Genomic DNA, 24,806 nt, shown 5'->3' on the forward strand with positions numbered 1-24,806 from the left:
GAAGTGAACAAACAGAGTGTCAAACAATTACTAGAAACGGGTAAAGTTAATAAATTCATTATCCCTGAGTATCAACGTCCATATGCGTGGTCTGACGAACAAATTCAAACGCTCTTTGATGATTTAGTAGAGTACACGGAAAATGATAATGAAAGCACTTATTTTCTGGGAACAATTGTTTCTTACGAAAATGAGAATGATGAACAGGAAATTATAGATGGTCAACAGCGCATCACTTCTTTGTTTTTATTGCTTCGAGCACTTTACTCAAAACTTAATTCAATGACAGAAACAAAAGAAGTGAAAAATTTTAAGGGACAAATTGAATCGGCATTGTGGGAACAGGATGAATTAACTGCTGAGGTTGATTACGAAAAAACGCTTATTGAATCCAGGGTGATGGGGGATGAAGGAAACAAAACTTTCGCCAAAATTCTTATCAGTGGCACTATTGAAGAAGGTGCGAAAGATAACTATTCGTTAAACTACAAATTATTTACAGAGCTAATAGAGAAATATGCTTCGAATGAGCCAGAGTTGTTTTTCTGGTTCATCCGAAATGTTTTGAACAAGGCGATTTTATTACCAATTACCGCGGATTCACAAGATACGGCGTTAACAATCTTCTCAACTCTGAACGATAGAGGACTAGCTTTATCCGATGCAGATATTTTTAAAGCAAAGATTTATAATCACTTGAATGCTGAAGAGAAAGCAGTTTTTATTGAACAGTGGCAACAACTTGATGATGAAGCTACAAATGCGAATGAAAGTATTCAAAAATTGTTTTATTATTATATGTTTTATTTGAGAGCTTTAGAAAACGATAGAAATACAACGACACCTGGGTTAAGGAAATACTACTCCAGGAATAATTTTGAGCAATTATATAAGAAGAACGTGATGAACAACCTAAATACGGTGCTTAACCTATGGCTTGTAGTTAATAATCGTGTAGAAATCGAAGATGAAGACTGGACGAAAAATATTGAAATTAAAAAAGTACTTGATGGGTTATCTTCGTATCCAAATGAATTTTGGAAGTATCCAGTAGTCATTTACTATCTTAAATATCATGGTTCGCAAGATTTTGAAGAACTATTCTTGAAATTTCTCAAGAAACTACTCGCAGTTTTAGCGGCGCGGTATATAGTTACTCCAACTATTAATGCTGTAAAGCGAGGAATCTTGAATATAAACTCTGAAATTATTAGATCACCTATGCCAACATTTGATTTTGCTACCGTAGATGAACAAGAATTAAAAGGGAAGATTAAGACGGCTCACCGTAATACTGTTCGTATGATATTGAAGATTCTTGCTTATCAAAGCCAAGAGGAACTTCTTCCTGAGAAGTGGGAAATAGAGCATATTCTTCCTCAGAAATGGCAAACAAGTTATTTTCCAAGCAATTCTGATGGAGAAGTAAAAGAGTTAGTGGAACATATAGGGAATAAGATTCCGTTTGAGAAAAAGCTGAACATTATTGCAAGTAATGGTTACTTTAAAAAGAAACAAGAAAGTTACAAAAAATCAAAAATACAGATATTACTTGACCTTTCTAACCAGCATAATGATTGGGGGTTAAATGAAATTCGAGAAAGAGATATTCGGATTTCTGACGAGTTGTTAATCTTACTAAATGATTGGGGGTTAAATCAATCTGACTTTCCAGTTCAAGAAGTACAATCTCCAATTCCAACCGCTGAAGAATTAAAGATGATTGAAGAGTTAAAGAGAAAAGGTTTAATTTAAGAGAATAAGTTGATTTAATCTAATTGTAATGCAAACATTTAAAAAAATTATAATGGCAATGGATACGAGTGTAATAGGAGATAAAACAGTACTACGGGTGAATTTCCAAGGATTTACAGAGTTAGCAGCAGAATGCTATGGGTAATTATAAATAGGGCTAGAGTTGCTAAAGAAGTATTATTAAGAGGACAGTGTGCCTGACCCCCGGTAAGCTAAAGCGTTAATGTACTGGGGGTCAGGCACCGAATTTCTTATCATCCTCGAATTGAATTAGTAAATTCATCTCAGAAATTGTTCTTTATATTTTTCTCTAATGTCATTGTATTCCTCTGCACTTAGTACATTAAGATGCTCTGGAGTTATTATATGAGGACGAGATAATTCAAAATTACATTGTTGGGACCATTCTATAATAGAATCCATGCCGTACTCATCCAACAAACGTTGGAGTTCTTTTATATTTGTATCGAAACCTGTAATGAGAACCTCTGATTGTAGCAAAGTACAATCAATTCCTGAAGCTATAATTACCACTGGTTGATACGAACAATTAATTATATGACTAAGAAAATCATTGTCCAGCACAACAGGAACTGAATATTTCTTTAAAAAATGATATAGTCTTACTGTTTTTGAAATAAGTTCAGAGCCATATTCATTCCTTGAATATTTAATTGCAGTAATTTTGCTTGGTGATAAAAAGACACCACCATATCGGAAATGTGCTACTGATTGCTTACCAGTTGGAGTAAAATATTTTAATTGTCCTTGTTCCCTCTTTGGTAAATACTCAATATACTCATTACCTATATTAACCAGTTTCTCAAGGGTTTCCATTATACCATACTTTTCAATTGGGCTTGCCGCCCCTAATCCATTTGTTAAAATGTCATCCAAAAATAAGGTTGAAGTACCATGGTATAACGGAATCATTAGCCGTCCATCTTTAATTATTTGCATGAAAGTTGTTCCACCTTGGCTAACAGTATTATCTACATTCGGCTTTGCTTTAGTAACAAGAGCTGTTTCACTGTCAGAAGGTCCTTTAATGCTTTGTGCATTTGGTGGTAAAGAAACATTTGTTGTTACATTTACTGCGTTTGAATCCCTTAATTTTTTAATTAATTTAATATCGTTTAATAAGTCATTAATTATATCGTTGGTGTCATCTAATTTCTTCGGGGTAGGTGATAAAGCTCCCGATTCCGCTCTCTCTCGAATAAGTTCACCGAATTCACTTCGACTATGTGAATTATAGATTTCATAAGTATCTTTAATCATTCGATAAAGCTCGATATCGCTCAGAAGTACATCCCAATATAAAATATAATATTCAGCTATGCTTACAATATCTCCAGTTACTTTTAAGTTCCCGACTTGGATATGACTATGTTTTAATCCTTTTGGACCTGGATTACCCACGGGCTGCAGAACTGTGTATTTTATATAAATGCCATCATTGAGCATTTTGTCGCTAAAATAATATAAGTCTTCTGTGTTTTCATTAAAGACCGTTTTTAATCCTTCGATAGTTAACTTTTCCATTTCTTTATTCTCCCCTTGCTTATTAATTTAAAGTAATAAATTGATAAAATTGAATTTCTCTGTTTCACAAATCAAACGTTTTATTGAGGAATAGGAATTTCAATTTATTACTATAATGCCCGCCTCAAACTACCCTATGACATATCTGATTGCAGACTTTTTAGTTCGTTCCATTTTATCAACCAAAATAAAAAGGACCAGTCAGGCCCTATTTAACATATGTTCTCTAAGTTGTTCTATTGATGAATAGTCATCATTTCCTTTTCGATGAAGCATAGTATGACAGTTTGGATAAACAGGAATAAGGTCTCGAATGGGATCTACTTCATAGTTGAAAAGATGTTTAAAATGGCTAATGATTTAGCAGAATATATATCAGCTAAAAAACAAGGTGTCATTGAAAAAACAATAAAAATTGATAATGAGGTATACTTACAAGTTACTTCTTTCTAAGATAATTTAATCACACTTTCTAGCCAAAAAGTTTGTGAGATTATATGGCACGAAAACAAAAAGACCCTAATTTCACCAGAGCACTTTATTATTACATATATGCCAGATAATTATTCTACTATAAATGATTATTAAAGGAAATAGCCCCAAAAGCAACAACCCCAAAAATAATTATTTCTATCGAATTTATTTTCCATGCTGCGCTTTCCATTTTGCATATTTTTCTCGCATACATGTTCCGCACGGTCGAAAGCCGGCTGCAATTGCCGTTTCCTCATCGGCAAAGAAGACCCGACTTTCCACATATCCACCTTTGGCTATCGCTCTTAATGCAGCCGGGCAATCCAGCCGCCCATAAATTTTGCCTTTCCCGTTCCCTCCGAGCTTTCCAGGTGTTGCACTTTGGTATGGCTTGCGGTTCGCATCAAGTAAGGTATACATTTTTTCACTCATTATATTCTCTCTCCTGTCCCTTACATTATTTGCAAATTTTATTCTTGGCACATTTTTGTGGATTTCATTATGGTTAAAATATTCTGCACAGAATTTATTTTGTAAATTCGAATATATCCAAAGTTTGTCCGTATTAATTTCTCCTGATTGGGGCTATGATGAAGTTAGAATATGAGTCTACAAATAGCTTGGGTGCCTGACCTCCGATGAGTTGGGGAAACCTTATCATAAGTAAATGACGTTAAATCGAATATGTATACAAAATTTAATAGTAGAAGAAATTGAGGAAAGATTGGTTTCAAAATTAGTTCACTAAATTTTGTTTAAATAATAGATCGGCTTTAGTACATAAAGGGTGCATTAAAAGACATGACCATTGGATAAGAGGAGGTATACTATGGGATTTGAGAAGAATACAGGCTTTTTTTAAATGCCAACTTACAGGCAAGAACCGGTGAATGGTTGTAGCACTTAAACCGCATCTGGGATCAAGAGGGTCCGCTCTTATTGGTTGAGGGATCAGGTTAAGCACCCAGATAAATAGTCGGAAAAAATTCGCTTAATTTGTAAATAAGATAAAAAATAGCTTAAATAGACGGAGAGATTCCGCCTATTGACTCGAAAAACATGAAAATGGGGGAATTTGCTATTCATGATCGGAAAACCTCTCCTTATTTACCCCAAAACGAGATCCATTCTGTATCTAACTGAAAAATCTCCGCTTATTTTACTTTCGCTGGTTACTAGATTGAGGATAAGACTTCTTATTTAAAAGGAAGTGAGATGAATGGGTTTCATTATTTTTGTTATTTCAAAAGAATACAAGAGAACCTCATTTAGACATGACACGGTGAACTGTACCATAAGTATATAAGGTTTTTTCATATTAAATCCAATATAAATCGAAGTTTTAAAATAGAGCGCTTATTCACTTGTTACATCGTAAAGCACTCTCTTTTTTTAATAGCTGAAGTTTCAATTGTAAGCGTAAATCACAGTGTCCTAACCCTAAAGTGGGATAGGCGTTTTTTTAAATTCAAATGGTTATTTTCGTGTTTTAATCTTATTAATCCACATCAATAATTTACCGCGATTTTTTTCGTACCAATCATTGGTTAAGAGGTACTTTTGGCCATTAATATAATAAACATGACTATAATATCTTCCATTTCCTTTAACCAGCCTTTGTTCTACAAGAGATTGCTTGTCATTATATCTTTTAAGCATTGGAAATCTAAGATCCAATATTTCTTTAGAATAGTTATTATCGCACAAATTATGAACAATTTCTTCTGTTAGTAATCCATTATCCATTAATTTTTCAAATTCTATCCGTATAAATTTTCCGATTTTTGTAGTTGTGTTATTATCGCTACGAATTGAAGATGTTTGAGACATTTGAACGTTTTTCGAAAATAATTCAGATGAATCATTAGCAGCCTTTGTTAGCTTAATTACTGGTTCAAAAACAATTTCTTTATAATTACCATTTACAATTAGTTCGAAAGTAAAATCATATCCCATAGATTCAAAAATATTATTTAATCCGCTTATTACATTAAGTAGAGATTCATATAAATTTTTATTTATTTTGGGTTCTGCAAATATGATATTGGCATTGGAAATATTGAAATATCCAATGGTTAATAATGCTGTTCTGATCATCTTTTTGATAATTTCTTCTAAGGGACCCAAAAAATTTCCCGAATCGAATGAACTCTTATCATGGGTTATTGAAACTCCATAAATGTTGGTGGCACTTGAATTTATTTTTAAACCAAGGACTTCTATATTCCCCTGCTGTAAAAATAGAAGAGGGGTAATTGGAGATTCATAAAGATTCAATTGAAAATTTTTTAAGAAAAACTTACTCATTATAGCCATTAACTTTTTTATATCGTCTTCATTTCGTAATTCCCAGGAACTAATTGCTGCATTCCAATTTGTTTGTGTGACTTGACATTTTTCAATATGTTTTAACCACAAAACCATTAATGATTCAGTATTAGTCATCTCAAATCCTCATCCCCAATTAACTTATTTATTAAATTTAACATATTTTATATTTTTTCATACTATGAGTTACTAAAGAACTAGAAACTGCATAGATTTAATATATTATTAAGCAATATTTTGGTAAAATAAGATTATTAAGAAAACTTGAAGGTAGTGGGTATTTTGCTACAACAGTTTGTATTGGAATATATACGTACATTGAGAGTAATACATACGTTAAGCACTGGTTCAGTAAACAGAATAATATTAGTTGACAAAGATGGGTTATATGTTGAAACAGAAGCTTCCAAAGCTAAATTTTTGGCAGGAGAGAAAAAATATCCTTATGATTTAATTCCTGAATCTTATCTTTTAGAAGTTTGGCAACTTTTAAGTGAATTGAGAACGATTCATGCTGGTGATCTAAAAACATCTAAGGGTTGTTCTTCATTCTTACTGGCGTTGTTTTCAAAGTTGCCCTTTGTTAAGGTGACGAGCAAGGATGGGAGATCAGCCATTGGATTGAATGAGTACTATGTTAGTGAATTACCTGAATCGAATATACCAAACGTACTCGATTTCCTCGAAGAAGTGGCGCAAGGAAAGTTCCATCCGCAAATGTTAACACGACAAATCGAGGATAAAAATTTACAACGGTTGAAATCTAGTCAAAGACAAGGTTTACGTCTCCTTGGTTTAATAGATAACAGTTTTAAAGTAAACAGAGTGTTCATCGATCAATACCGGCAATCCGACGAAAAAAAGAACCTATTGAGAAACCAAATGATGAAGCTTCCCTATTTCTCAATGGTTCAAACGCTTCTTTCAGCTCCTATTCCCTTAAACATGATTGACAAAACAAAGGCCATTAGGGATTTAGGACAGCTTGTAGTTCGCAATCCAATCGGCGGAAACCTAATGAAGGAGTCCGTTGGAGAGAAGCTATCAAGAAATACTCTTTCATGGCTCCAATATGTGAATACTTACTATGAAGAGGATAAGTCAAAGTCGATTTCAATGGAAAAAGGAGTGATGGAAATGAAAATGTTGAATAAGGATAGACCTGGAATATGTTATAGCAATATCAGTTTAATAAAAAAAGCTCTATTACAGAATTCAGAAAATATTCTGCCCTATCCTGAGATCTTGCTTTATGTGAAAAAGAATTGGATGGACCTGAATTCTACTTTTGATGATATTAAAGAAATAGTAGAATTGGCACTTTATGCACCAAAGTCATATTTCTATGAGGTTGAAGACGGCTTATGGGGGATTAAAGATAAAATTGATGACAGGCTTAACCACATATATCAATATATGAATCCTCGAAAGATATCACTAAAAATTTCAGACATGAAATATAGACTAAAAGTTTATGAGTCTGACGACATTTTGCGTCAAATGTTGTTAAGTGATATTCGATTTTCTCAAATTGAAAACACTCCTTACTGGGTGTTATCTGAATGGGTCATTATTAATAATTTAGTATATGAATGCATTTTTAATAGTGAGCTTTTAGTAATTGATAAAGAGACAGTATTGGATAGAGTTATAAAACTAAATAAACTGGATAAGGATAAGGTCATTTTCCTGCCGCAGTTTGATGATCGTTTTGCTGTAAATGGAAATAGAATAGAAATTAAACGAGTGATGGAAACAAATACGAATCCGAACAAGCAAAAACTGGAGATACCAGTTGAAATCAGTGAAGAAGTCGGCAGATTAAGCTATAGGATTATAAACTTTATTAAAGAAAGTAAGAAGGAGGTCACCACTAGCCAGATTATCAACCAGGTATTTTACGTTACACAAAACGAACCATCTTTCCCTATTTATATGGAATCGATAAAAGAGCTATTAGAGGTTGTCCCAGAAATTAAACAGGCTGGTGAGCATACATGGTTGTTTAAAGAAGAAGTTTCAAATTTTCATATAGAAAACAATGAAAATGTATACTATGCGGTAAGAAACTCATTGCCAACCATCGAAAATGTGAAAGAGTTAAGGACAGTCAGAAACCCACAAACTGATCAATTAAAAAAGGAATCGGGTAATCATAATGAAACTTCGACTGATGCCAGGACGTATGCATATCATACTGTATCCTATTTCGACCGGGTTAAGGGGTATTTTATTATTCCAAAAGCACTAAGGGAAGTATCCGTGTTATTCAGGCAAAGTAATTACGGGAAGGTAATGGTTCAGCATGATGACTTCCGTTACGAGTGGTTTTGGGATATGAAAGAAAATAAATATTTCTTCTTTGGCGATGGTGTCATGGACTTTTTTGCTGATTATTTAATTGAACCAGGACATAAACTGCGATTTGAAGTCGATAAGCAAATTATGTTTTTAATCCGTGTTCATAATGTTGGATTTGATGAACGGTATGCTTCTGAGCAGCAAAGATATTTAGACATCGGACGGCTTGTGGAAGAAAGCAAAACCGTAAATAAGTCTATTTTTAGTCTTATGTGTGAGACACTGGCCATTCATCCTTCTGGAATTCACTGGTCTGTGTTGCAAGATAAAATCTCTGAAAAGCGCTCTACAACCAAAAATACGATAACGAACCTGCTCAGCAGAAATGAATGTTTCGAACAGGTCGAAGGTAAAAAGGGTTACTGGAGATTAAATATTAGTAAGTTAACAAGATATTATGTAGATGAAGAAAATCAGGAAATGATAGAACCAGTTGAATCTGGTATAGAGCTTCGGGCAAATGAAAAAGGCAGTAATGAAAGCTTGAAAGTCGAGCCAAAGGAAGAACAGTTTGAATGTAATGATCAAGATAAGGCAGTTGAACAGGTAACTAGGAATGAATTAACTGAACTGCAGCCACCAGACACGGAAACATTAATACAACAAATTGAGAGCATCCTTCTAGAAATAACTCAAAAAGAAGTAGAATTTAAGGAGAGCATTTCTAAATCGGTTCTGGAGGAATTTGATAAAGGGGATATCGCAGCTGTCGATGAGTTATACAATAGGCTTGAATCAAGCATCATCTTCTTTAATAGAGTAGGAGAAGTAGTGAATCAACAGGAGAGGAAGAGTTAAGATTGAACCAAGAATTATCCTCCAATTTAGATAAATATTGGAATGAAGCAGTTAACAGTTACAAAGGGAAGTTAAGAAATTATCTAGAAATATTGAACAATAAACAAAGTGATTGTGAAGATGAACTCCATCAGTTAGTAACGAACACATCGATAAAATTTTCTGAACGTAAACATCGTACGCTGGAACTAATGGAGCAGCAGGAAAAGGTTAATCAGTTAATCGATGAGTTAGAAACAATTTTACTAGACAAAGGTGATACAGTATGACTGTACTAACGAGAAGGAACTTCCAAACTTCGGAAATAAGGAAAATGGTAAATCCAAATCCAATTATTATTCAACGAATAGAGGAATTGGAAATTCTATTATCTGATTTAAATCTTTATGATGATGTAAAAGAACTATTTGGCACACCGTATAGTCAGCTGGTTTACAAAAAAGATGAAGAAGAAATTATTGTAATAGGTCTCAATAAATCTGACTGCTATATCAAGCTTTCAGGTTACAAATGGGACCTGACGCCTTTTCTGCTGCTTCCCATCCGAAAGGAGTTTTCAATTGAAAAGACACTTTCTTGGAAACTATTGGATATAGAGAAAGTTGAGATTTCTAAATTAGAAAATGCTGTTAAAGAGTCCATAGATAATACTAAGGATCTTGAACAATTAATGAAATTTATATTGGTTGTCATCAGTGCTTATGTAAATAAAGCTTCTTTTTTAAATAGACATGCCAATAAGCTGAAATCTCAAGTCTTGGAGCATTTTTGGAAAGGTGAAATAAACGTCATCTCGGAACTCTATGAAAAAAACACACAATCTAAGGTTGAGCATTTTAATAAGTTTATAAAAAAGTGGCAAGAACAGTTGAGTCATAAATGCGCAATGGATGCACGTCATTTTTCAAATGATATGGATATAGACCGTTTACAACTAATGAATCTTATTAAAACCATTCAAGTTTATTTAAATCAGTCTATCAATAAATACATACATTCAATAAAAAACCTATGGTTTGATGCGGATCTGATTCAGGATGAAGTGAAGTTCTTTGATAATGTAAAGGAAATAAGGTCAATGATTCTTTTGGCTCAGGAATACCATAGAGATATGGAAGGTCTTTTAAGTAAAGAAGAGTCTGAGAGCACGCAGGAAGCAGAAGGAAGCCCGTCAGCTGAAAGTCAAATTGAAACAGAGCTAAATGGCCTTTCACGTTTTTTGTATGAAACATCAGGCAATTCAACTCCGTTTTTAAATAAAGAGGATATATTTACGGGTAATCATAATTTTGTGATAAATGAAAATATCCTTGATAAGCTGGCAGACTCCGTATCAAATGGGAACAAAAATAAGAAAGAATATAGTAATCTAATAAGAATTATTTTTAATAAAAGTCTTACAAAAGGCTTTACGGTACGCGAAATTGTCCGAACATTTTTTATCAGTAAATATGACAATGAAAGCGAACGAAAAGACTTTGAGCAAAGATATGATGTAAAAAGACTTTTCGTAAAATCAACGCTCGAAAATGTTTTCGATACCTTAATGGACAAGCTGAAGGAATTAAATATTATTAAATCAGAACTTTCTGTTATCCAGTTAAAGCAGCAAGAAAAAATTAGTTTTAACCTTAACTTTCAAATCTATGATAAATATTAATCCTTTTTGGTTTTACAATACATCTGAAAGGAGCAGGCCGTGGAACCAAGAACAAAGTCAGTTTATCATTTTCTAATACCAAATGAAGAAAAATCCATTATTCATCTTAAGGAGAGAAACTCAGCTTTAACTATAATAAAAAAATAAATGAGGCTAAATTAACCCCTTTCATCAATATTAGGGGTTTTTTCTATTCGTAATCCCGGTTAATTACCCATAAATAGCATATTTAAATGATACATTAGACCTATACCGTTTTTGGTAATCCATTAATTTGTAATTAATGTTAAAATGATAATAACGCTATGAATTTCAATACCCTAGTTCCTTAATACTTACTTTTCAATGAAAAATAATATAAATGGAATATTGTGTAAGGTGATGATAAAAAATGAATGAAGCAATTAAACAAGAGCAAAAGCATTTGGATCATACCCTTGGAGTATTAGATCAATTAATAAATAAAACAAATGAATCGATTAAAAAGCAGGTTACTTCTCAAATAGAGGCACAGATTAAAGAAAACTTTATAAAAAAGAACAAGCATCTTAAGGATGCCAAAAGCAATCCTTATTTCGGAAGGTTGGATTTCGAAGATGAATTTGATCGTGAAGTAATTTATATAGGGAAAAAAGGCATAGATGACGATGGCGATATTGTCGTGGTAGATTGGCGTACAGATTTAGGAAAGTTGTATAACGCGTACCAGGGGGTCCAATCAGAATTCAACATCGGCAAAAGCAAGAAGCCCATTCTCATTCATGGTAAACGTGGGATTATTATTAAAGATGGAAAGATTGTTAATGTCAATGATATTGGCAAAAGTGAAATCGTCGAAGATGACCAAGGTAATCAAGTAAAGTATATGGACGATTATTTAAAGGAGATTCTGACGAATACTGGAGATGCTCACCAGCTAAGAGACATTATAGCGAGTATTCAGGCGGAGCAGGATGAAATTATTCGTTTGCCTTTAAAGGATACTATTATTGTCCAAGGTGCGGCGGGTAGCGGTAAATCGACGATAGCGCTTCATCGGATTTCCTATCTATTATACCAATATCACGAACAAATACGGCCGAAAGATATATTAATTCTTGCGCCCAATGAAATATTTTTATCTTATATTCGAGATGTTGTTCCGGAGATCGAGATTGAAGGTATCGAGCAGAGGACTTTCTATGATTGGGCATCCACATATTTTACAGATGTTAATGAAATTTCCGATTTGCATGAGCAATATGTAATTGTCCAAAGTTCACCAGAAAAAGAGAATCTTATTAAAGTATCAAAATACAAAGGTTCACTCAGATTTAAAAAATTGTTGGATGATTTTGTCGAGTATATTGGGATTACGATGATTCCTCATGGCGATATTTTTATTGACGCAGACGTCAGCCTGTCAAAAGAAGCCATCCATGATTACTATAAATCAAGGGAATCCCTGCCGTTAAATGTTCGCATGAAAGAAGTAAAGGAATTTATAGAGAATTGGAGCAAGTCGGAGAAAAGAAGAATTAAGAAAAAAATCGATGACGAATTTGAGGATGCTTATAACAGATGGGTAGTCACCCTTCCTGAAGGGGAAATTCGAAAATACGTTTATGAAGCTTTGGAAAATGCCAGATCGCTACGATTGAAATTATTTGCGGAAAAATTGGATCATGAAATATCATTATATGTAAAAAAAATGGACCATATCCCGGCGTTATTAATGTATAAGTCTGTTTTTCAGAAAAAGGTCTTTGATAAATTCCATCCGGACATGGAGGAAGCAACATTAAGCCTTATGTTGAAAAGCGGTCGGCAAGTGAAGCAAGAGCAATTTACCTATGAAGATATTACACCGCTCATTTATTTGGATGCCAAAATTAATGGAAAAAAATTATCCTATGAACACATCTTTATTGATGAAGCCCAGGACTACAGCCCATTCCAGCTTGCTTTTCTGAAAGACTATGCCAAGTCAATGACTATTTTGGGGGATATCGGACAAGGAATTTTCTCTTTTTATGGACTGGAACGATGGGAAGAAATAGAATCTTATGTCTTTAAAGAATTAGAATATAAACGACTTCACCTGCAAACGAGTTACCGATCAACAAGACAAATTATGGATATGGCTAACCGGGTATTGCTTAATAGCAACTATGACTTCCCACTTGTAATTCCGGTAAACCGACCTGGCGCCATTCCTTCCATTACAAAGGTTGCCACTTTCGGCGAGTTGTATGATGAAATGAAACGATCTATAAATATGTTTGAGGACAAGGGACATAAAACCATTGCGATTTTGACTGAGACCAAGCAGGATGGGATTGATACGTTTGAGGAGCTAAAACGTCGTAATATAACCAGTCTCCAGTTGATTTCGGAAGGCAAGCAGGAACTAAATGAAAAAATAATCATATTGCCTTCCTATTTGGTTAAAGGGCTGGAATTTGACGCTGTTATGATCCATGATGTAAGTGATAACACATTCAAGGACGAAACCCAGCATGCCAAATTATTATATATGTCGATTACACGAGCCCATCATGATTTGCATATGTTTTACAGGGGGACTCTTTCAATATTGCTGGAAGATCGTGATACAAATGCACCTCCGCGTCCTCGTAAATCGTTCGAGGATTGGTTAATTACGGACATTTCGAATCCAAATATCGAGCCTCAAGTGGAAAAAATGAAGGTTGTTCCAAAAGAAGAAACTCTTCGCCTGTTTGATGATGAGGAAGAAGAGCAGGTGATGGAAGCCTTCGAGGACGACAGGGAACGTTATTATGATTTCTACGCATGGTTGAAAGTATGGCATCGATGGGCAGAATTAAAGAAAAAAATGACGGAGTAGAAATTCAAGGGTTGTGATATAGAATGAAAGTATATTCCGGCGGTTTTACAGCCGAACACTTATACCGAAATGAAATGAAAATTGTTGCTGGTCTTCAGTTGCAGGGTCTTTCCAAACAGGAAACTAAAAAGAAAATTTTTGAAGAAAATCTTTTTCATAGTCGTAGTGAAGCTGCAATGAAAGACCTTTTCCCAAGAGTGTACAAAAGAGCCGAAAAACTTGATGATGCACTACGAGCATTGTTGCTGAATGGTTCGCGTTCGGACCATAATGCCATTTTGTTATATGCATTTTTAAAAAACTTTAAATTTCCGCGAGATTTTGTTTTGGAAGTTGTCCATTACAATTTGAAGCGCTACAGAAATACAGTTACGGAAGGAAACATCCTTTCATATTTTGAAGAAAAAGCCCAGCAATATGAAGAAGTTAGAAATTGGACAGTTCAAACAAAATACAAGCTCAAGCAAGTAACATTAAAAATATTGCAAGACGCATCCCTGATCGTTAAAACCGAAAAAGAGTATGAGATCAAACCGATTCCACTAAGCAGGGAACTTAGGGAATATATAGAGCAAAGTATCAAGCATAGTGAATTAATCATTATGACATTAAACGACTGATAGGTGAGGCATGTGAAACAGATTCAACAAAAATTAAATCGGTTTTTTGAAGAAATTCAAAAAGAAGATTTTTTGAAGATGCGAGGTCTTGGCAATGAAGTTCCGTATTTTGTTTTCGATTATCCGCCGGAAAATGAATTGATTGTAAGAAATTCAATCAAGTACTACCAGGGCAAACTTCCTGTAAAGATAAAAGTGTTAAACTTGTTTGAATTGATTATCAATCTATTCGATGATATTGGCAGACTCGAAGGGTTGAAACAATTTGAGGAAGAGCAGGGAACAGAGGAATTATTTGAGGCGATCCGTCCTTCCATAGAGGAAGAATTACTGGTAGAACAAATAGCAGAAGAGGCAGAAAATGCACAGGTTATTTTTATTACCGGGGTGGGAAGTGTATTTACTTTAATCAGAACGAATGAACTGTTAAACCAGCTTCACGCCCAAGTGACCAATACACCCATTATTATCTTTTATCCTGGCGAATATTCGGGACAGGGTTTAAGTTTATTCAACCGATTTGAATCGCACGGGTATTACCGGGCATTTTCCATATAGAAAAAGAGGGGGAACGAGATGTTACAGGATTCTTTTGCCATTAAGGAATTATTTAAGAAAAAAATTGACCGTGAAATCCAGGGGGTTGTTCAGGCTGGACAGCGTGATGAAAAAGTCATTCACGATGAACTTGAAGAGTATGTAATGACGAAAGAAATAAGCGAAAATATGGCTTATTTCTTTAAAAATTATGCCTACAGCTTTGATCAACCCACTACAAAAATGGGTGTGTGGATTTCAGGTTTCTTTGGTTCAGGTAAATCACACTTTCTCAAAATTTTGTCCTATTTGTTAAACAATGAAACTGTTTATGGAAAAAGGGCGGTCGACTTTTTTAACGAAAAGTCAAATGACAGGGAAATGATGGACATTCTCCATCAATCGGCCAGCTACAATAGCCATGCAATTTTATTCAATGTCGATTCCAAATCGGCGGGCGGAAAAAAAGAAAAGGCCACGATCGTTGAAGTGTTCTTGAAGGTATTTAACGAATACCTTGGATATTCTTCAACTCCATGGATTGCCAATTTGGAAAGGCAATTGGCCGAAGAGGGGATTTATAAACAGTTTGTCGAACGATTCGAAGAAATCGATGGTATGAAATGGACAGACAGCCGGGCACGTGTACTGTTCAAGAAAAAATCTTTTGTGGAGGCGCTATCGCGGCTGGGCTATACAAAAGATACCGCTGAAACCGTGTTGGCTGCTTCCAACAAAAATTTTCAAATCAGTTCGGATGAATTTGCTCAGCTTGTTGCCAAACATGCAGATAGTCAAGGTGAAAATTATCGTCTTGCATTTTTGGTAGATGAAATTGGCCAGTATATTGGTGATGACGATGATTTGATGTTAAACCTTCAAACGGTTACCGAGGATATTGGAAACTACTGCCAAGGTAAAGTTTGGGTAATTGTTACTTCCCAAGAGCAAATAGATGCGGTCACCAAGCTGAAAGGGACGGAAAATTTTTCAAAAATTCAGGGCCGGTTTGCGACGAAAATTCATCTGACCAGTTCGAATACCGATGAAGTAATCAAACGGCGTTTATTGGAGAAAACTCCGGCAACAACCGACCGTTTGAAAATTGATTTCGATCAAGTAGGACAAAGTTTAAATAATACCCTGACATTTGAAAAAGACAAATCGGTTCTGACCAGTGGTTATAAGAATGCCGAAGACTATGCGGCGATATATCCATTCGTTCCTTATCAGGTAGAGCTATTACAGCGAGTTTTTAATAAGGTACGCCGCCAAGGAGAAGCGGGTGCCCATCTTTCCCAAGGGGAACGATCGCTCTTGAATGCCTTTCAGGAAGTTGCCATTCAACTGATGAATGAGGATACCAATCAATTGGCTCGTTTTTCCCAATTCTATGAAACAGTCAAGCGTTTTTTAAGTACAGCAGTATCTTCCACCATTATTGAAGCAAAGAAGCGCGAGGGAATTACGGATTTCGATGTTGAAGTGTTAAAAGTGTTATTTATGATAAAGGGGATTGATGAAATCAAAGCGACTGTCGAAAATATCACAACATTGCTTGTCGACAGTGTTGATTGCATCAAAAACGACCTAGAAAAGCAGGTTACCAAATCGCTAATACACCTGCGGCAAAGATTGCTTATAGCGGAGAATGCCGACCGTACTTTCGTCTTTTTGAGCGATGATGAACAAGAAATTAACCGGGAAATTCAAAACGAGCATGTGAACGAGGCTAATGTCACAGATGCGCTCGGCAGAGTCTTCTTTGAAGAAGTAGTCTCAATGCGCACTTATCGCTACCAAAAAACACATGATTTTGAATTCAACAAGGCGTTTGATACGTATAACCGAGGTGGGAAAACAAACGCATTGACCCTTCAGGTGTATACAGGTGATGTTTCCGAGGAACAATCACGCGCGGATGCCAACTCGGGAACGATGATCATGTATATTCCGGAAGATTTTGCGATTAAGTTTTTCGAACCGATGCAATATGCTCAAAAAATCCAAACCTATGCCAACAAGAAGATTTCTACAAGCCTGACGGATAAACAAAAGAAAGTTCTTGAAGAAAAGCGTCAGCAAATTAGCGAGTTTGAAAAGAAGGCTAGAGAAGCACTAGATGAGGCAGCGGCCAATGCAAAATATTTCATACAGGGCCAGGATTATGAATTCAAGGGGTCGTTAGACAATCAACTGCAAAGCGCCTTTGAGGTTTTGGTTCGTAATACCTACAGCTATTTAGGCTATATCGATGAACCGGTTCCGGTAAGAAATGCAAATGAAATCATTTACGATTGGGCAACCAAAGGGCTCCCGGAAAGGCTAGACGGTACCTTTGCTAATCATTTGGCCTATGACATGATGATTCGTCACCTGGAAGAAAGCCGGAACAGACAAATTGTCACCTTGAAATCGTTGACAGATAAATACAAAGCAGTTCCGTATGGCTGGAGTGAAAACGACATAGCAGGAATTGTGGCGGGTTCGCTTCAGAAGAAAAAACTTAAGCTCACTTATTTAAATGAAGAGTTTGATGCTACCCATGCACAGTTTATCTCAAGAATTACCAAAGCATCCGAAAGAGAAAAAATAGTGATCGAAGGGGAAATTGTAGTTCCTCCTCCAGTTCGCAGAGCAGTTGTTGAAGCTATGCGCGAACTGTTTAACTTTTATGATATTGGTGAAACGTATGATGAATTGGCAAGGAATATCCGAGAACAGGTTAAGAAACATTTTAGTGAACCAATTGAGCAAATGCTGCAAATCAAGAATCATGAAGATCAACAGTTTCCATACCCTGGAGGAATCAAGCTTTCAAAAACCAGAAACAACATATTGGATCTAATGGCGATTTCAAAACCAGAAAATTTCGTAGACGAGTTTATTGAGCTGGATGAGGATTTGGAGATTTGGCAGGAAGATGTTCAACATTTAAATTCTTTCTATAATGGAACAGCAATCCGTCATTTTGACGAAAGTGTCCGTGTCCTGAAAGAGCGCCGTGATGATTTGGATGTGGCACATGATGATGCCGAGGTTCAAAATATTAAGAACAGCATAATATCCATACTTACCGATGATAATCCATTTGTAGAGATTCCGAATTTGCCCATTCTTATTGAAAAATTAAGGAAGGCGCTAACCGAATTTGTCAAACGAGAAATTGGAACCCAACTCCAACAAATGGAAGCAATTCGAAGAAATATGGAAGAAATGGAAACTCAATATAAGGATATTGAGGAGATAAAAAAATTAGTTAAGGGTAAATTGGAGGAACTCCAAGCACGTGTGACACAAATGCAAAACCTTGAAAGCATTTCCCGTGTCTATACGTATGCACAAATGGCCAATAACGATTTTCGTAGCTTACAGGATAGAGTTCGTGAACTATATGAAAAGTACAGGAAGGTAGAAAAAACGGTTGAAGTGAACGTATCTCAATTAATTTCCAAAATACTACCTGCAGGGCAATATGAGGTAAGTAATGAGCAGGAATTAAAACAATGGATGAATAAACTGGAAGAAATTATAAAACAACAAATGATTGAAGGAAAAACACTTATTATCAAGAAGTAAAGGAGACTTGAATGCGATGAATAAAAAGGCACTAAAAGAGTTTGCCATCTATGCCCGCAACGAATTACGCAGTCAAATTGCATTACGAGCACAAGCCTTTGGGATCACCTCCAAAGGCTCTCCCGTGCTTGTAACAGGGACTGATTATGTAGAAATAAATAATAAGAAATATCCACTTACATACAAAAAAGGTCTGCAAAGATTATTAAAGGAAATTGAAACAAAAGGCTACGATAATGTAATCGAAGAAGTGGCGTACACATGGTTTAACCGCCTAATTGCCATCCGTTACATGGAGGTACACAATTATTTGCCATCAAGGGTTCGCGTACTTTCCAGCGATACTAGGGGGAAAGTTGACCCAGACATACTTACGGAATACCAGTATACTGATTTACCCGTGAATAAGGATGAGATTGCTTCAATGTTAGGGCAAGGAAACAGAGAAGAGTCATTTCGTAAACTTCTTATTGCACAATGTAATGAATTAAGTGAAGTCATGCCATTTTTGTTTGAGAAAATTGAAGATTACTCAGAGTTATTATTGCCGGAATCCATGCTTTACTCTGACTCATTAGTAAACAAATTGGGAAAAGGATTGGATGATGAAAACTTCCAACATGTTGAGGTTATTGGCTGGCTATACCAGTATTATATTTCTGAAAAAAAAGATGAAGTATTTGCCGGATTAAAGAAAAATAGAAAGATAACAAAAGAGAATATACCGGCTGCAACACAATTATTCACACCACATTGGATAGTTAGATTCATGATTGAAAACTCGCTAGGACAAATGTGGCTAGAATCTTTTCCAGAATCAGGTTTAAATAAAGTTATGAAGTATTATGTAGAACCAGCTGAACAGGAACATGATGTAAGATTAAAACTGGAAGAGTTACAAAATCCGAATTTATCACCAGAAGATATTACAATCCTTGACCCTGCATGTGGCTCAGGGCATATATTAGTTTATGCTTTTGACTTATTATATAAAATATACGAAGAGCGAGGGTATTCAATAAAAGATATTCCAAGGCTAATTCTAGAGAAAAACTTGTATGGAATTGATATTGATGACCGTGCTGCTCAATTAGCTTCGTTCGCTTTAATGATGAAAGCTAGGGAAAAAACAAAACACATCTTTCGTATAGTTCCTGAGTTTAATATCATTTCAATAAAAGAAAGTAACAACATTTTAATTGATGAAGCATCGGAGATAATTAGTGAAAATGAAAACGAAGAAAGGGAAATAAAAGATTTACTTTCTACTTTTATTGATGCAAAAAACTTTGGATCAATAATCCAATTAGAAAAAATAAATTTTCAAAAGTATTTAAATAAACTAAGCTCTTTAAAAAGAACTGGAGAGTTTAATTTAGAAAACTTTGAGGTTTATGAGCAATTAAATAAAATTGAGCTAATAATTAAACAAGGTAGAATACTTTCAGCTCAATATAATGTAGTTGTAACAAACCCCCCATATATGGGACATAAAGGTATGGGTTCCGAATTAAGTAATTATGCAAAAAAATACTATAAAGATTCGAAAACAGATTTATATTCCATTTTCTTAGAACGTTGTAATCAATTTACTTGTCCAAATGGTTTTCATGCAGAAATTAATCAACATTCGTGGATGTTTTTAAGTAGTTTTGAAAATTTAAGAAAGAAAATTTTAACAAACCAAACTATCTTATCAATGATTCATCTAGGACCTAGAGCTTTTGAAGAAATAGGGGGAGAGGTAGTACAAAGCACAGCCTTTGTATTAAGAAACTTGCCAATTCAAAATTATATTGGGGATTATTTTAAATTAACGGAATATACAAAAGCTAGGAACAAGGAAGATGCATTTATAAGTAGAAAACACAATTACCATTCAAATCAGTTAAATTTTCAAGGTATTTCTGGTTCACCTATTGCGTATTGGGCATCTGCTACTATTTATGATCATTTTAAGAATGATGTAAAATTAGAAGAAATCGCTTCTCCAAAAAGCGGAATGTCAACTACTGATAATGATAGATTTTTAAGGTTTTGGTATGAGGTGAATTTTAATAAAATAGGATTTAATTCTAGCTCATCACAACAAGCTTATGATAGTAAAAAAAAGTGGTTCCCTTATAATAAAGGGGGGACATATAGAAGATGGTATGGAAATCAAGAATATCTTGTAAATTGGGAAAATGATGGTCAAGAAATTAAAGCTGCAGTTGTAAATAACCCTAAGGATCCAAACACGACCCATTGGTCAAGGAGAATATTTAATTATCAATATTTTTTTAAGGAATGTATTACGTGGAGTGCGTTGTCTTCTTTTTATTTTAGTGCTAGGTACTCACCTAGGGGATTTATATTTGATTCAAAGGGAGCCTCACTCTTTGTTGAGAACAAGGACGATTTAATTTACTTATTATCATTTCTTCAAAGTAAAGTAGCACGTCAATTCCTTGCTTTTTTAAGCCCAACACTAGATTTTAGTGTTGGGCAAATAAAATCTCTACCATTGGTGGACTATAAAAAAATTCAGGCAGATGTAAATAAGTTAGCACAGGAGTGTATTATATTAGCTCAAAAGGATTGGGATTCATTTGAAACATCTTGGGAATTTAATAAACATCCTTTTATGGCTACTCAAGGATTAGTTCAAAGAATGGAAGGCAGTTATACTCAATGGAAGGAATTGGCAGAGAAACGATTTTATCAAATACAACAAAATGAAGAGGAATTGAATAAAATCTTCATAAATCTATATAGCTTAAAAGATGAGTTGATACCGGAGGTTCCTGATGACGAAGTAACAGTTCGTCTTGCTGACCGTGACCGTGATGCCAGATCTTTCTTATCATATTGCATAGGTCTAATGATGGGGCGCTACTCTTTGGATGTTGAAGGGCTAGCGTATGCAGGCGGCGTGTGGGATACCAGTAAATATAAAACCTTCCAACCGGATTCGGATGGGATTATTCCTTTGACGGATACCGAGTATTTTGAGGATGATGTTGTTGCGCGTATTCAGATGTTATTGGTGATTTTGTTTGGACAGGATACTTTGGCTGAAAATCTTCGTTGGCTGGCTGAGTCGCTTACCATGAAAGCGAATGAAACTCCGGGTGAGCGGTTGCGCCGTTATTTCTTTGATGAGTTTTATGCCGATCACTGCAAGATTTATCAAAAACGTCCCATATACTGGCTAGCAGAGTCTGGTCCGAAGAAAGGCTTCCGTGCCTTATTTTACCTACACCGATATACACCGGAAACTTTGGCGACAATGCGTTTCTCTTATGTCCAGAATTTGCAGGAAAAACTTCGTCAGGAACAAAAACGTCTTGAACAGGACCTTTTAAACCCGGAATTAAGCGTAGCAATGAAAAAGCGGTATGACAAACAGTTGTCAACCATCAAGGCGCAGCAGGATGAGCTGATTAATTTTGACAAGAAGCTGGCTGAATTGGCTAATCAGCGGATTGACCTAGATCTGGATGATGGTGTTATGCTGAACTACGGTAATCTTCAGAATATCCTTGCGAAGATTAAGTAATATGAAAAATGGGTAGGGCAATCCTCTATCCATTTTCTGTTGATTATTGTTTACATATGATGCTTACTTTTTAATATAGTAGAAGAACTATTATGCTTTAGCGAGAGTTGGTGAAGTATGAATATCACGGAGGAACTGCTGAAATTGTTTCAACAGCAGCAGAAAGAAAATCCTTTTGCAAATCGTTCGGTGGTGTTTTGGTATGATACGCAAAGTGAGAACCGGAATATTACAGAAGTTGAAGTGACACTAAAACAGGAAAATATTAAAGTGCATTTTTTGCATAAAGACAATGCCTTTCGGACAAAGGTATTATTGGAAATCGAAGATATGGAAAACTCCTATTTGATATATGCCCCTTTTCCGAAACCAGAGGATGAAGAAAACTTCTTGTTAGATATTTTGTTATATGGAGGGAAATATGGGGAATTACAGGCGGACGAAATAGCAATCTGGATGAAGGAATTGCGTTTGGAGCATTTGGCAATTCGCGAATTTTTGCAGGAGCATGCCAGGTTTTTTGAAAACAAGGCACGTGTTGCCAAGTTTCAGAAGCTGCTTCCCAACAAGCCGACAGTTGACCAGGTCATGCATACGATGCTGGGGGTTTTGTGCAATGCCAAGAGTATTCATCCGCAGGATATCCTGAAAAGTGTTCTGGCAGGCGGCAATATAAGCGATACCAATGACGTACTTGAACAAGTTGGCAAGTTTGCGGACAAGGAGCTATTTTATAGTTACATCGAGGGCTATTTCGGAATCGAAAAAGTCGATAATAATCGAATGGCCAATATCATTGAAACCATTGTGTTTCAACATTTCACGTCCCATTTGGAGGAGAAAGTCCTTCCTATTGAGTATAAATCAACCGTCCCAAATATTTGTCGGATATTCGTTGAAGAATGGTTGAAATCGGACGAGCGGTCAACATTGAAAAAAACACTCGATTTGCTGGAACAAAAATGGAAAGTAGAATATGCTTTGGAAAAGCATACATATCAAGCTTTCCTTCGTTGTGACACTTTTGCAGTCATTGAGCGGAAAATACTTGATGTATTGCATGAACTGTTATTGAATGAAACCATCGAGGTGACAGAGTGGAAGAGCATCCTTTCCGAGAGGAGCAAGAGTTACTGGTATAAAACCAGATTTAATCATGATTATGACCTATTGGAAAAAGGGCTGCGTTTTTATGAATGGCTGCATAGTTTTGAACGGGATGATGTTCCGCAAAACGGAAAAGACTTATATAAGCGATATGCGGATAAATATTTTAACCTAGATCAGGCTTACCGTCATATGCAGCACCTATTTAAATGTGAATCATCATTGGAGAAATACAGTGAATTAGTCAATCAATTTTCATTTTGGTATGAAAACCGTTATTTGCTGGAACTCAGCCGTTATACTGATGATATCCTTGAAAAGGATCTGAAAGACCATTGGCCAGTGGAGGATTTCCTCCAGCAAAAAAACTTTTTCCGGACCATGATTCGTCCATTGATCGAAGGTTCAAGAGAACGGATTTTTATCATCATTTCCGATGCACTCAGATTTGAAATTGGGAATGAATTGACCAATGATCTCGGAAATCGCTTGAATGTCGAAATAAAGCTGCAGCCAATGCAGGCAACATTGCCTTCTTATACCCAGTTAGGGATGGCCGCATTACTGCCGGGGAAAATCACAGGTATTGCAACTGATGGAACAGTGCTTGTCGATGGCCAATCAACAAGAGGCCTGAATAATCGGAATAAAGTCTTGCAGCAGTATGAACCTGATTCGGTCACCATGAAAATGGAGGATTTCATTCAATTGGGCAAAGAGGAAGGAACGGGGCTGATCAGGGGGAAGCGTGTTGCCTATTTGTATCATGACAGCATCGATGCGATTGGCGACTCCGGCAAAATGGAAGGCTATACATTTGAGGCCGTCGAAAACACACTAGAGCGCCTGAAAGCAGCTGTCAAAAAACTGACCGGTACTTATGAAGCAGTCAGGATTTACATCACCAGTGATCACGGTTTTTTATATCAAACTTCCCAGGTGGAAAGATACCAAAAAACAGAGAGTATACAGGGTGATTTAGTGGATGGCAACCGCCGCTTTGCCATTGGAAACAATTTGAGTGCGCCGGAAGGAACCACAAAAATATCCTTGAGTTATTTAGGACTGGAACAAGAGGCAGTAGTCGCTAAAGGGTTAAATCGATTTACAGCCGGTGGTGGCCAGCGTTTTGTTCATGGTGGAGCGATGCCCCAGGAGTGCATTATACCCGTGATAGAGTATCGGCAAATAAAAGGGAAAGCGCGCAAGGCCATGGAAGAGAGGGTGCATGTTCGTGTTGCCTCAATTCAAAAAGTGATTACGAGTTATCAATTTATTGTCCCTTTCTTTCAAGAAGAAAAAGTGTCCAGTGAACTGTTTCCAAGAACCTTGCGTGCCGCTTTCTACCGAAACAATGAGCGCATATCAAATGAACTGTCAATTACCTTCAATTCAACGGGTGAAGTAACAGAACGGCAAACGGATGTAGTTTTTCATCTACTTGAGGACAAATATCGAACCGGAGATTTGTGCGTATTGAGATTAGAAGATGTTTCTGGACGAAATACCAAGATGTATAGAGAAGAAGAGTTTGAATTAAAATTGTATAGCTTATGATCATTCTATTGGAGAAGCCATGTATTGAAGAAAGGATTCAATACATGGCTTTTTTGCTATAATATGGTTAATAACTGATTAACGAGATTATCCGGG

13 protein-coding genes are annotated in these 24,806 nt (G+C 35.8%); 10 read left to right on the forward strand and 3 right to left on the reverse strand.

Annotated features, from left to right (window positions below; all coding sequences use genetic code 11):
* Positions 1-3 precede the first annotated feature (3 nt).
* Positions 4-1,755: a DUF262 domain-containing protein gene (locus tag RCG21_RS17305; RefSeq protein WP_308913475.1), complete on the forward strand. Its 1,752-nt coding sequence runs from the start codon at positions 4-6 to the stop codon at positions 1,753-1,755.
* A 279-nt stretch (positions 1,756-2,034) separates the two neighbouring features.
* Here RCG21_RS17305 and RCG21_RS17310 read toward each other — a convergent pair whose 3' ends face one another.
* The 3 genes from RCG21_RS17310 to RCG21_RS17320 all read right to left on the reverse strand — a co-directional run bounded on the left by RCG21_RS17310 (position 2,035) and on the right by RCG21_RS17320 (position 6,219).
* Positions 2,035-3,300, reverse strand: coding sequence for a hypothetical protein (locus RCG21_RS17310; protein WP_308913476.1), 1,266 nt, complete (start codon positions 3,298-3,300; stop codon positions 2,035-2,037).
* A 639-nt stretch (positions 3,301-3,939) separates the two neighbouring features.
* Complete coding sequence (locus tag RCG21_RS17315; RefSeq protein WP_308913477.1) at positions 3,940-4,206, reverse strand: Ada metal-binding domain-containing protein; 267 nt, start codon at positions 4,204-4,206, stop codon at positions 3,940-3,942.
* Positions 4,207-5,250: 1,044 nt separating this feature from the next.
* Positions 5,251-6,219: a hypothetical protein gene (locus RCG21_RS17320; protein WP_308913478.1), complete on the reverse strand. Its 969-nt coding sequence runs from the start codon at positions 6,217-6,219 to the stop codon at positions 5,251-5,253.
* Between the two features lie 165 nt (positions 6,220-6,384).
* Here RCG21_RS17320 and RCG21_RS17325 point away from each other — a divergent pair, with 165 nt between their 5' ends.
* The 9 genes from RCG21_RS17325 (at position 6,385) to pglZ (ending at position 24,710) form a co-directional block, all read left to right on the forward strand.
* Positions 6,385-9,261, forward strand: a complete 2,877-nt coding sequence (locus RCG21_RS17325; RefSeq protein ID WP_308913479.1) for a hypothetical protein — start codon at positions 6,385-6,387, stop codon at positions 9,259-9,261.
* Positions 9,262-9,263: 2 nt separating this feature from the next.
* Complete coding sequence (locus tag RCG21_RS17330; RefSeq protein WP_308913480.1) at positions 9,264-9,530, forward strand: hypothetical protein; 267 nt, start codon at positions 9,264-9,266, stop codon at positions 9,528-9,530.
* A gap of 44 nt (positions 9,531-9,574) precedes the next feature.
* Entirely contained in the window at positions 9,575-10,921 is a 1,347-nt protein-coding gene (locus RCG21_RS17335) for a hypothetical protein (protein WP_308913481.1), read from the forward strand.
* A gap of 391 nt (positions 10,922-11,312) precedes the next feature.
* Complete coding sequence (helD, locus tag RCG21_RS17340; RefSeq protein WP_308913482.1) at positions 11,313-13,769, forward strand: RNA polymerase recycling motor HelD; 2,457 nt, start codon at positions 11,313-11,315, stop codon at positions 13,767-13,769.
* A gap of 23 nt (positions 13,770-13,792) precedes the next feature.
* Complete coding sequence (locus RCG21_RS17345) at positions 13,793-14,389, forward strand: DUF1819 family protein (protein ID WP_308913483.1); 597 nt, start codon at positions 13,793-13,795, stop codon at positions 14,387-14,389.
* 12 nt (positions 14,390-14,401) lie between these two features.
* Positions 14,402-14,947 carry a DUF1788 domain-containing protein gene (locus RCG21_RS17350; protein ID WP_308913484.1) on the forward strand — a complete coding sequence of 182 codons (546 nt, stop codon included), beginning with the start codon at positions 14,402-14,404 and terminating at the stop codon, positions 14,945-14,947.
* Positions 14,948-14,965: 18 nt separating this feature from the next.
* Complete coding sequence (brxC, locus tag RCG21_RS17355) at positions 14,966-18,505, forward strand: BREX system P-loop protein BrxC (RefSeq protein WP_308913485.1); 3,540 nt, start codon at positions 14,966-14,968, stop codon at positions 18,503-18,505.
* 16 nt (positions 18,506-18,521) lie between these two features.
* Entirely contained in the window at positions 18,522-22,046 is a 3,525-nt protein-coding gene (gene pglX, locus RCG21_RS17360) for a BREX-1 system adenine-specific DNA-methyltransferase PglX (RefSeq protein WP_308913486.1), read from the forward strand.
* A gap of 117 nt (positions 22,047-22,163) precedes the next feature.
* Positions 22,164-24,710 (forward strand): BREX-1 system phosphatase PglZ type A, encoded by a 2,547-nt coding sequence (gene pglZ / locus RCG21_RS17365; protein WP_308913487.1) that lies wholly within the window; start codon positions 22,164-22,166, stop codon positions 24,708-24,710.
* Positions 24,711-24,806 lie beyond the last annotated feature (96 nt).

Origin of the sequence: Bacillus salipaludis (assembly GCF_030938565.1) — a bacterium.
Lineage (GTDB): Bacteria > Bacillota > Bacilli > Bacillales > Cytobacillaceae > Neobacillus > Neobacillus salipaludis_A.

Coding starts and splice junctions, on each gene's coding strand:
- RCG21_RS17310 (WP_308913476.1), bottom strand. CDS start 3,300: ATGGAAAAGTTAACTATCGAAGGATTAAAAACGGTCTTTAATGAAAAC.
- RCG21_RS17315 (WP_308913477.1), bottom strand. CDS start 4,206: ATGAGTGAAAAAATGTATACCTTACTTGATGCGAACCGCAAGCCATAC.
- RCG21_RS17320 (WP_308913478.1), bottom strand. CDS start 6,219: ATGACTAATACTGAATCATTAATGGTTTTGTGGTTAAAACATATTGAA.
- RCG21_RS17335 (WP_308913481.1), top strand. CDS start 9,575: ATGGTAAATCCAAATCCAATTATTATTCAACGAATAGAGGAATTGGAA.
- helD (WP_308913482.1), top strand. CDS start 11,313: ATGAATGAAGCAATTAAACAAGAGCAAAAGCATTTGGATCATACCCTT.
- RCG21_RS17345 (WP_308913483.1), top strand. CDS start 13,793: ATGAAAGTATATTCCGGCGGTTTTACAGCCGAACACTTATACCGAAAT.
- brxC (WP_308913485.1), top strand. CDS start 14,966: ATGTTACAGGATTCTTTTGCCATTAAGGAATTATTTAAGAAAAAAATT.
- pglX (WP_308913486.1), top strand. CDS start 18,522: ATGAATAAAAAGGCACTAAAAGAGTTTGCCATCTATGCCCGCAACGAA.
- pglZ (WP_308913487.1), top strand. CDS start 22,164: ATGAATATCACGGAGGAACTGCTGAAATTGTTTCAACAGCAGCAGAAA.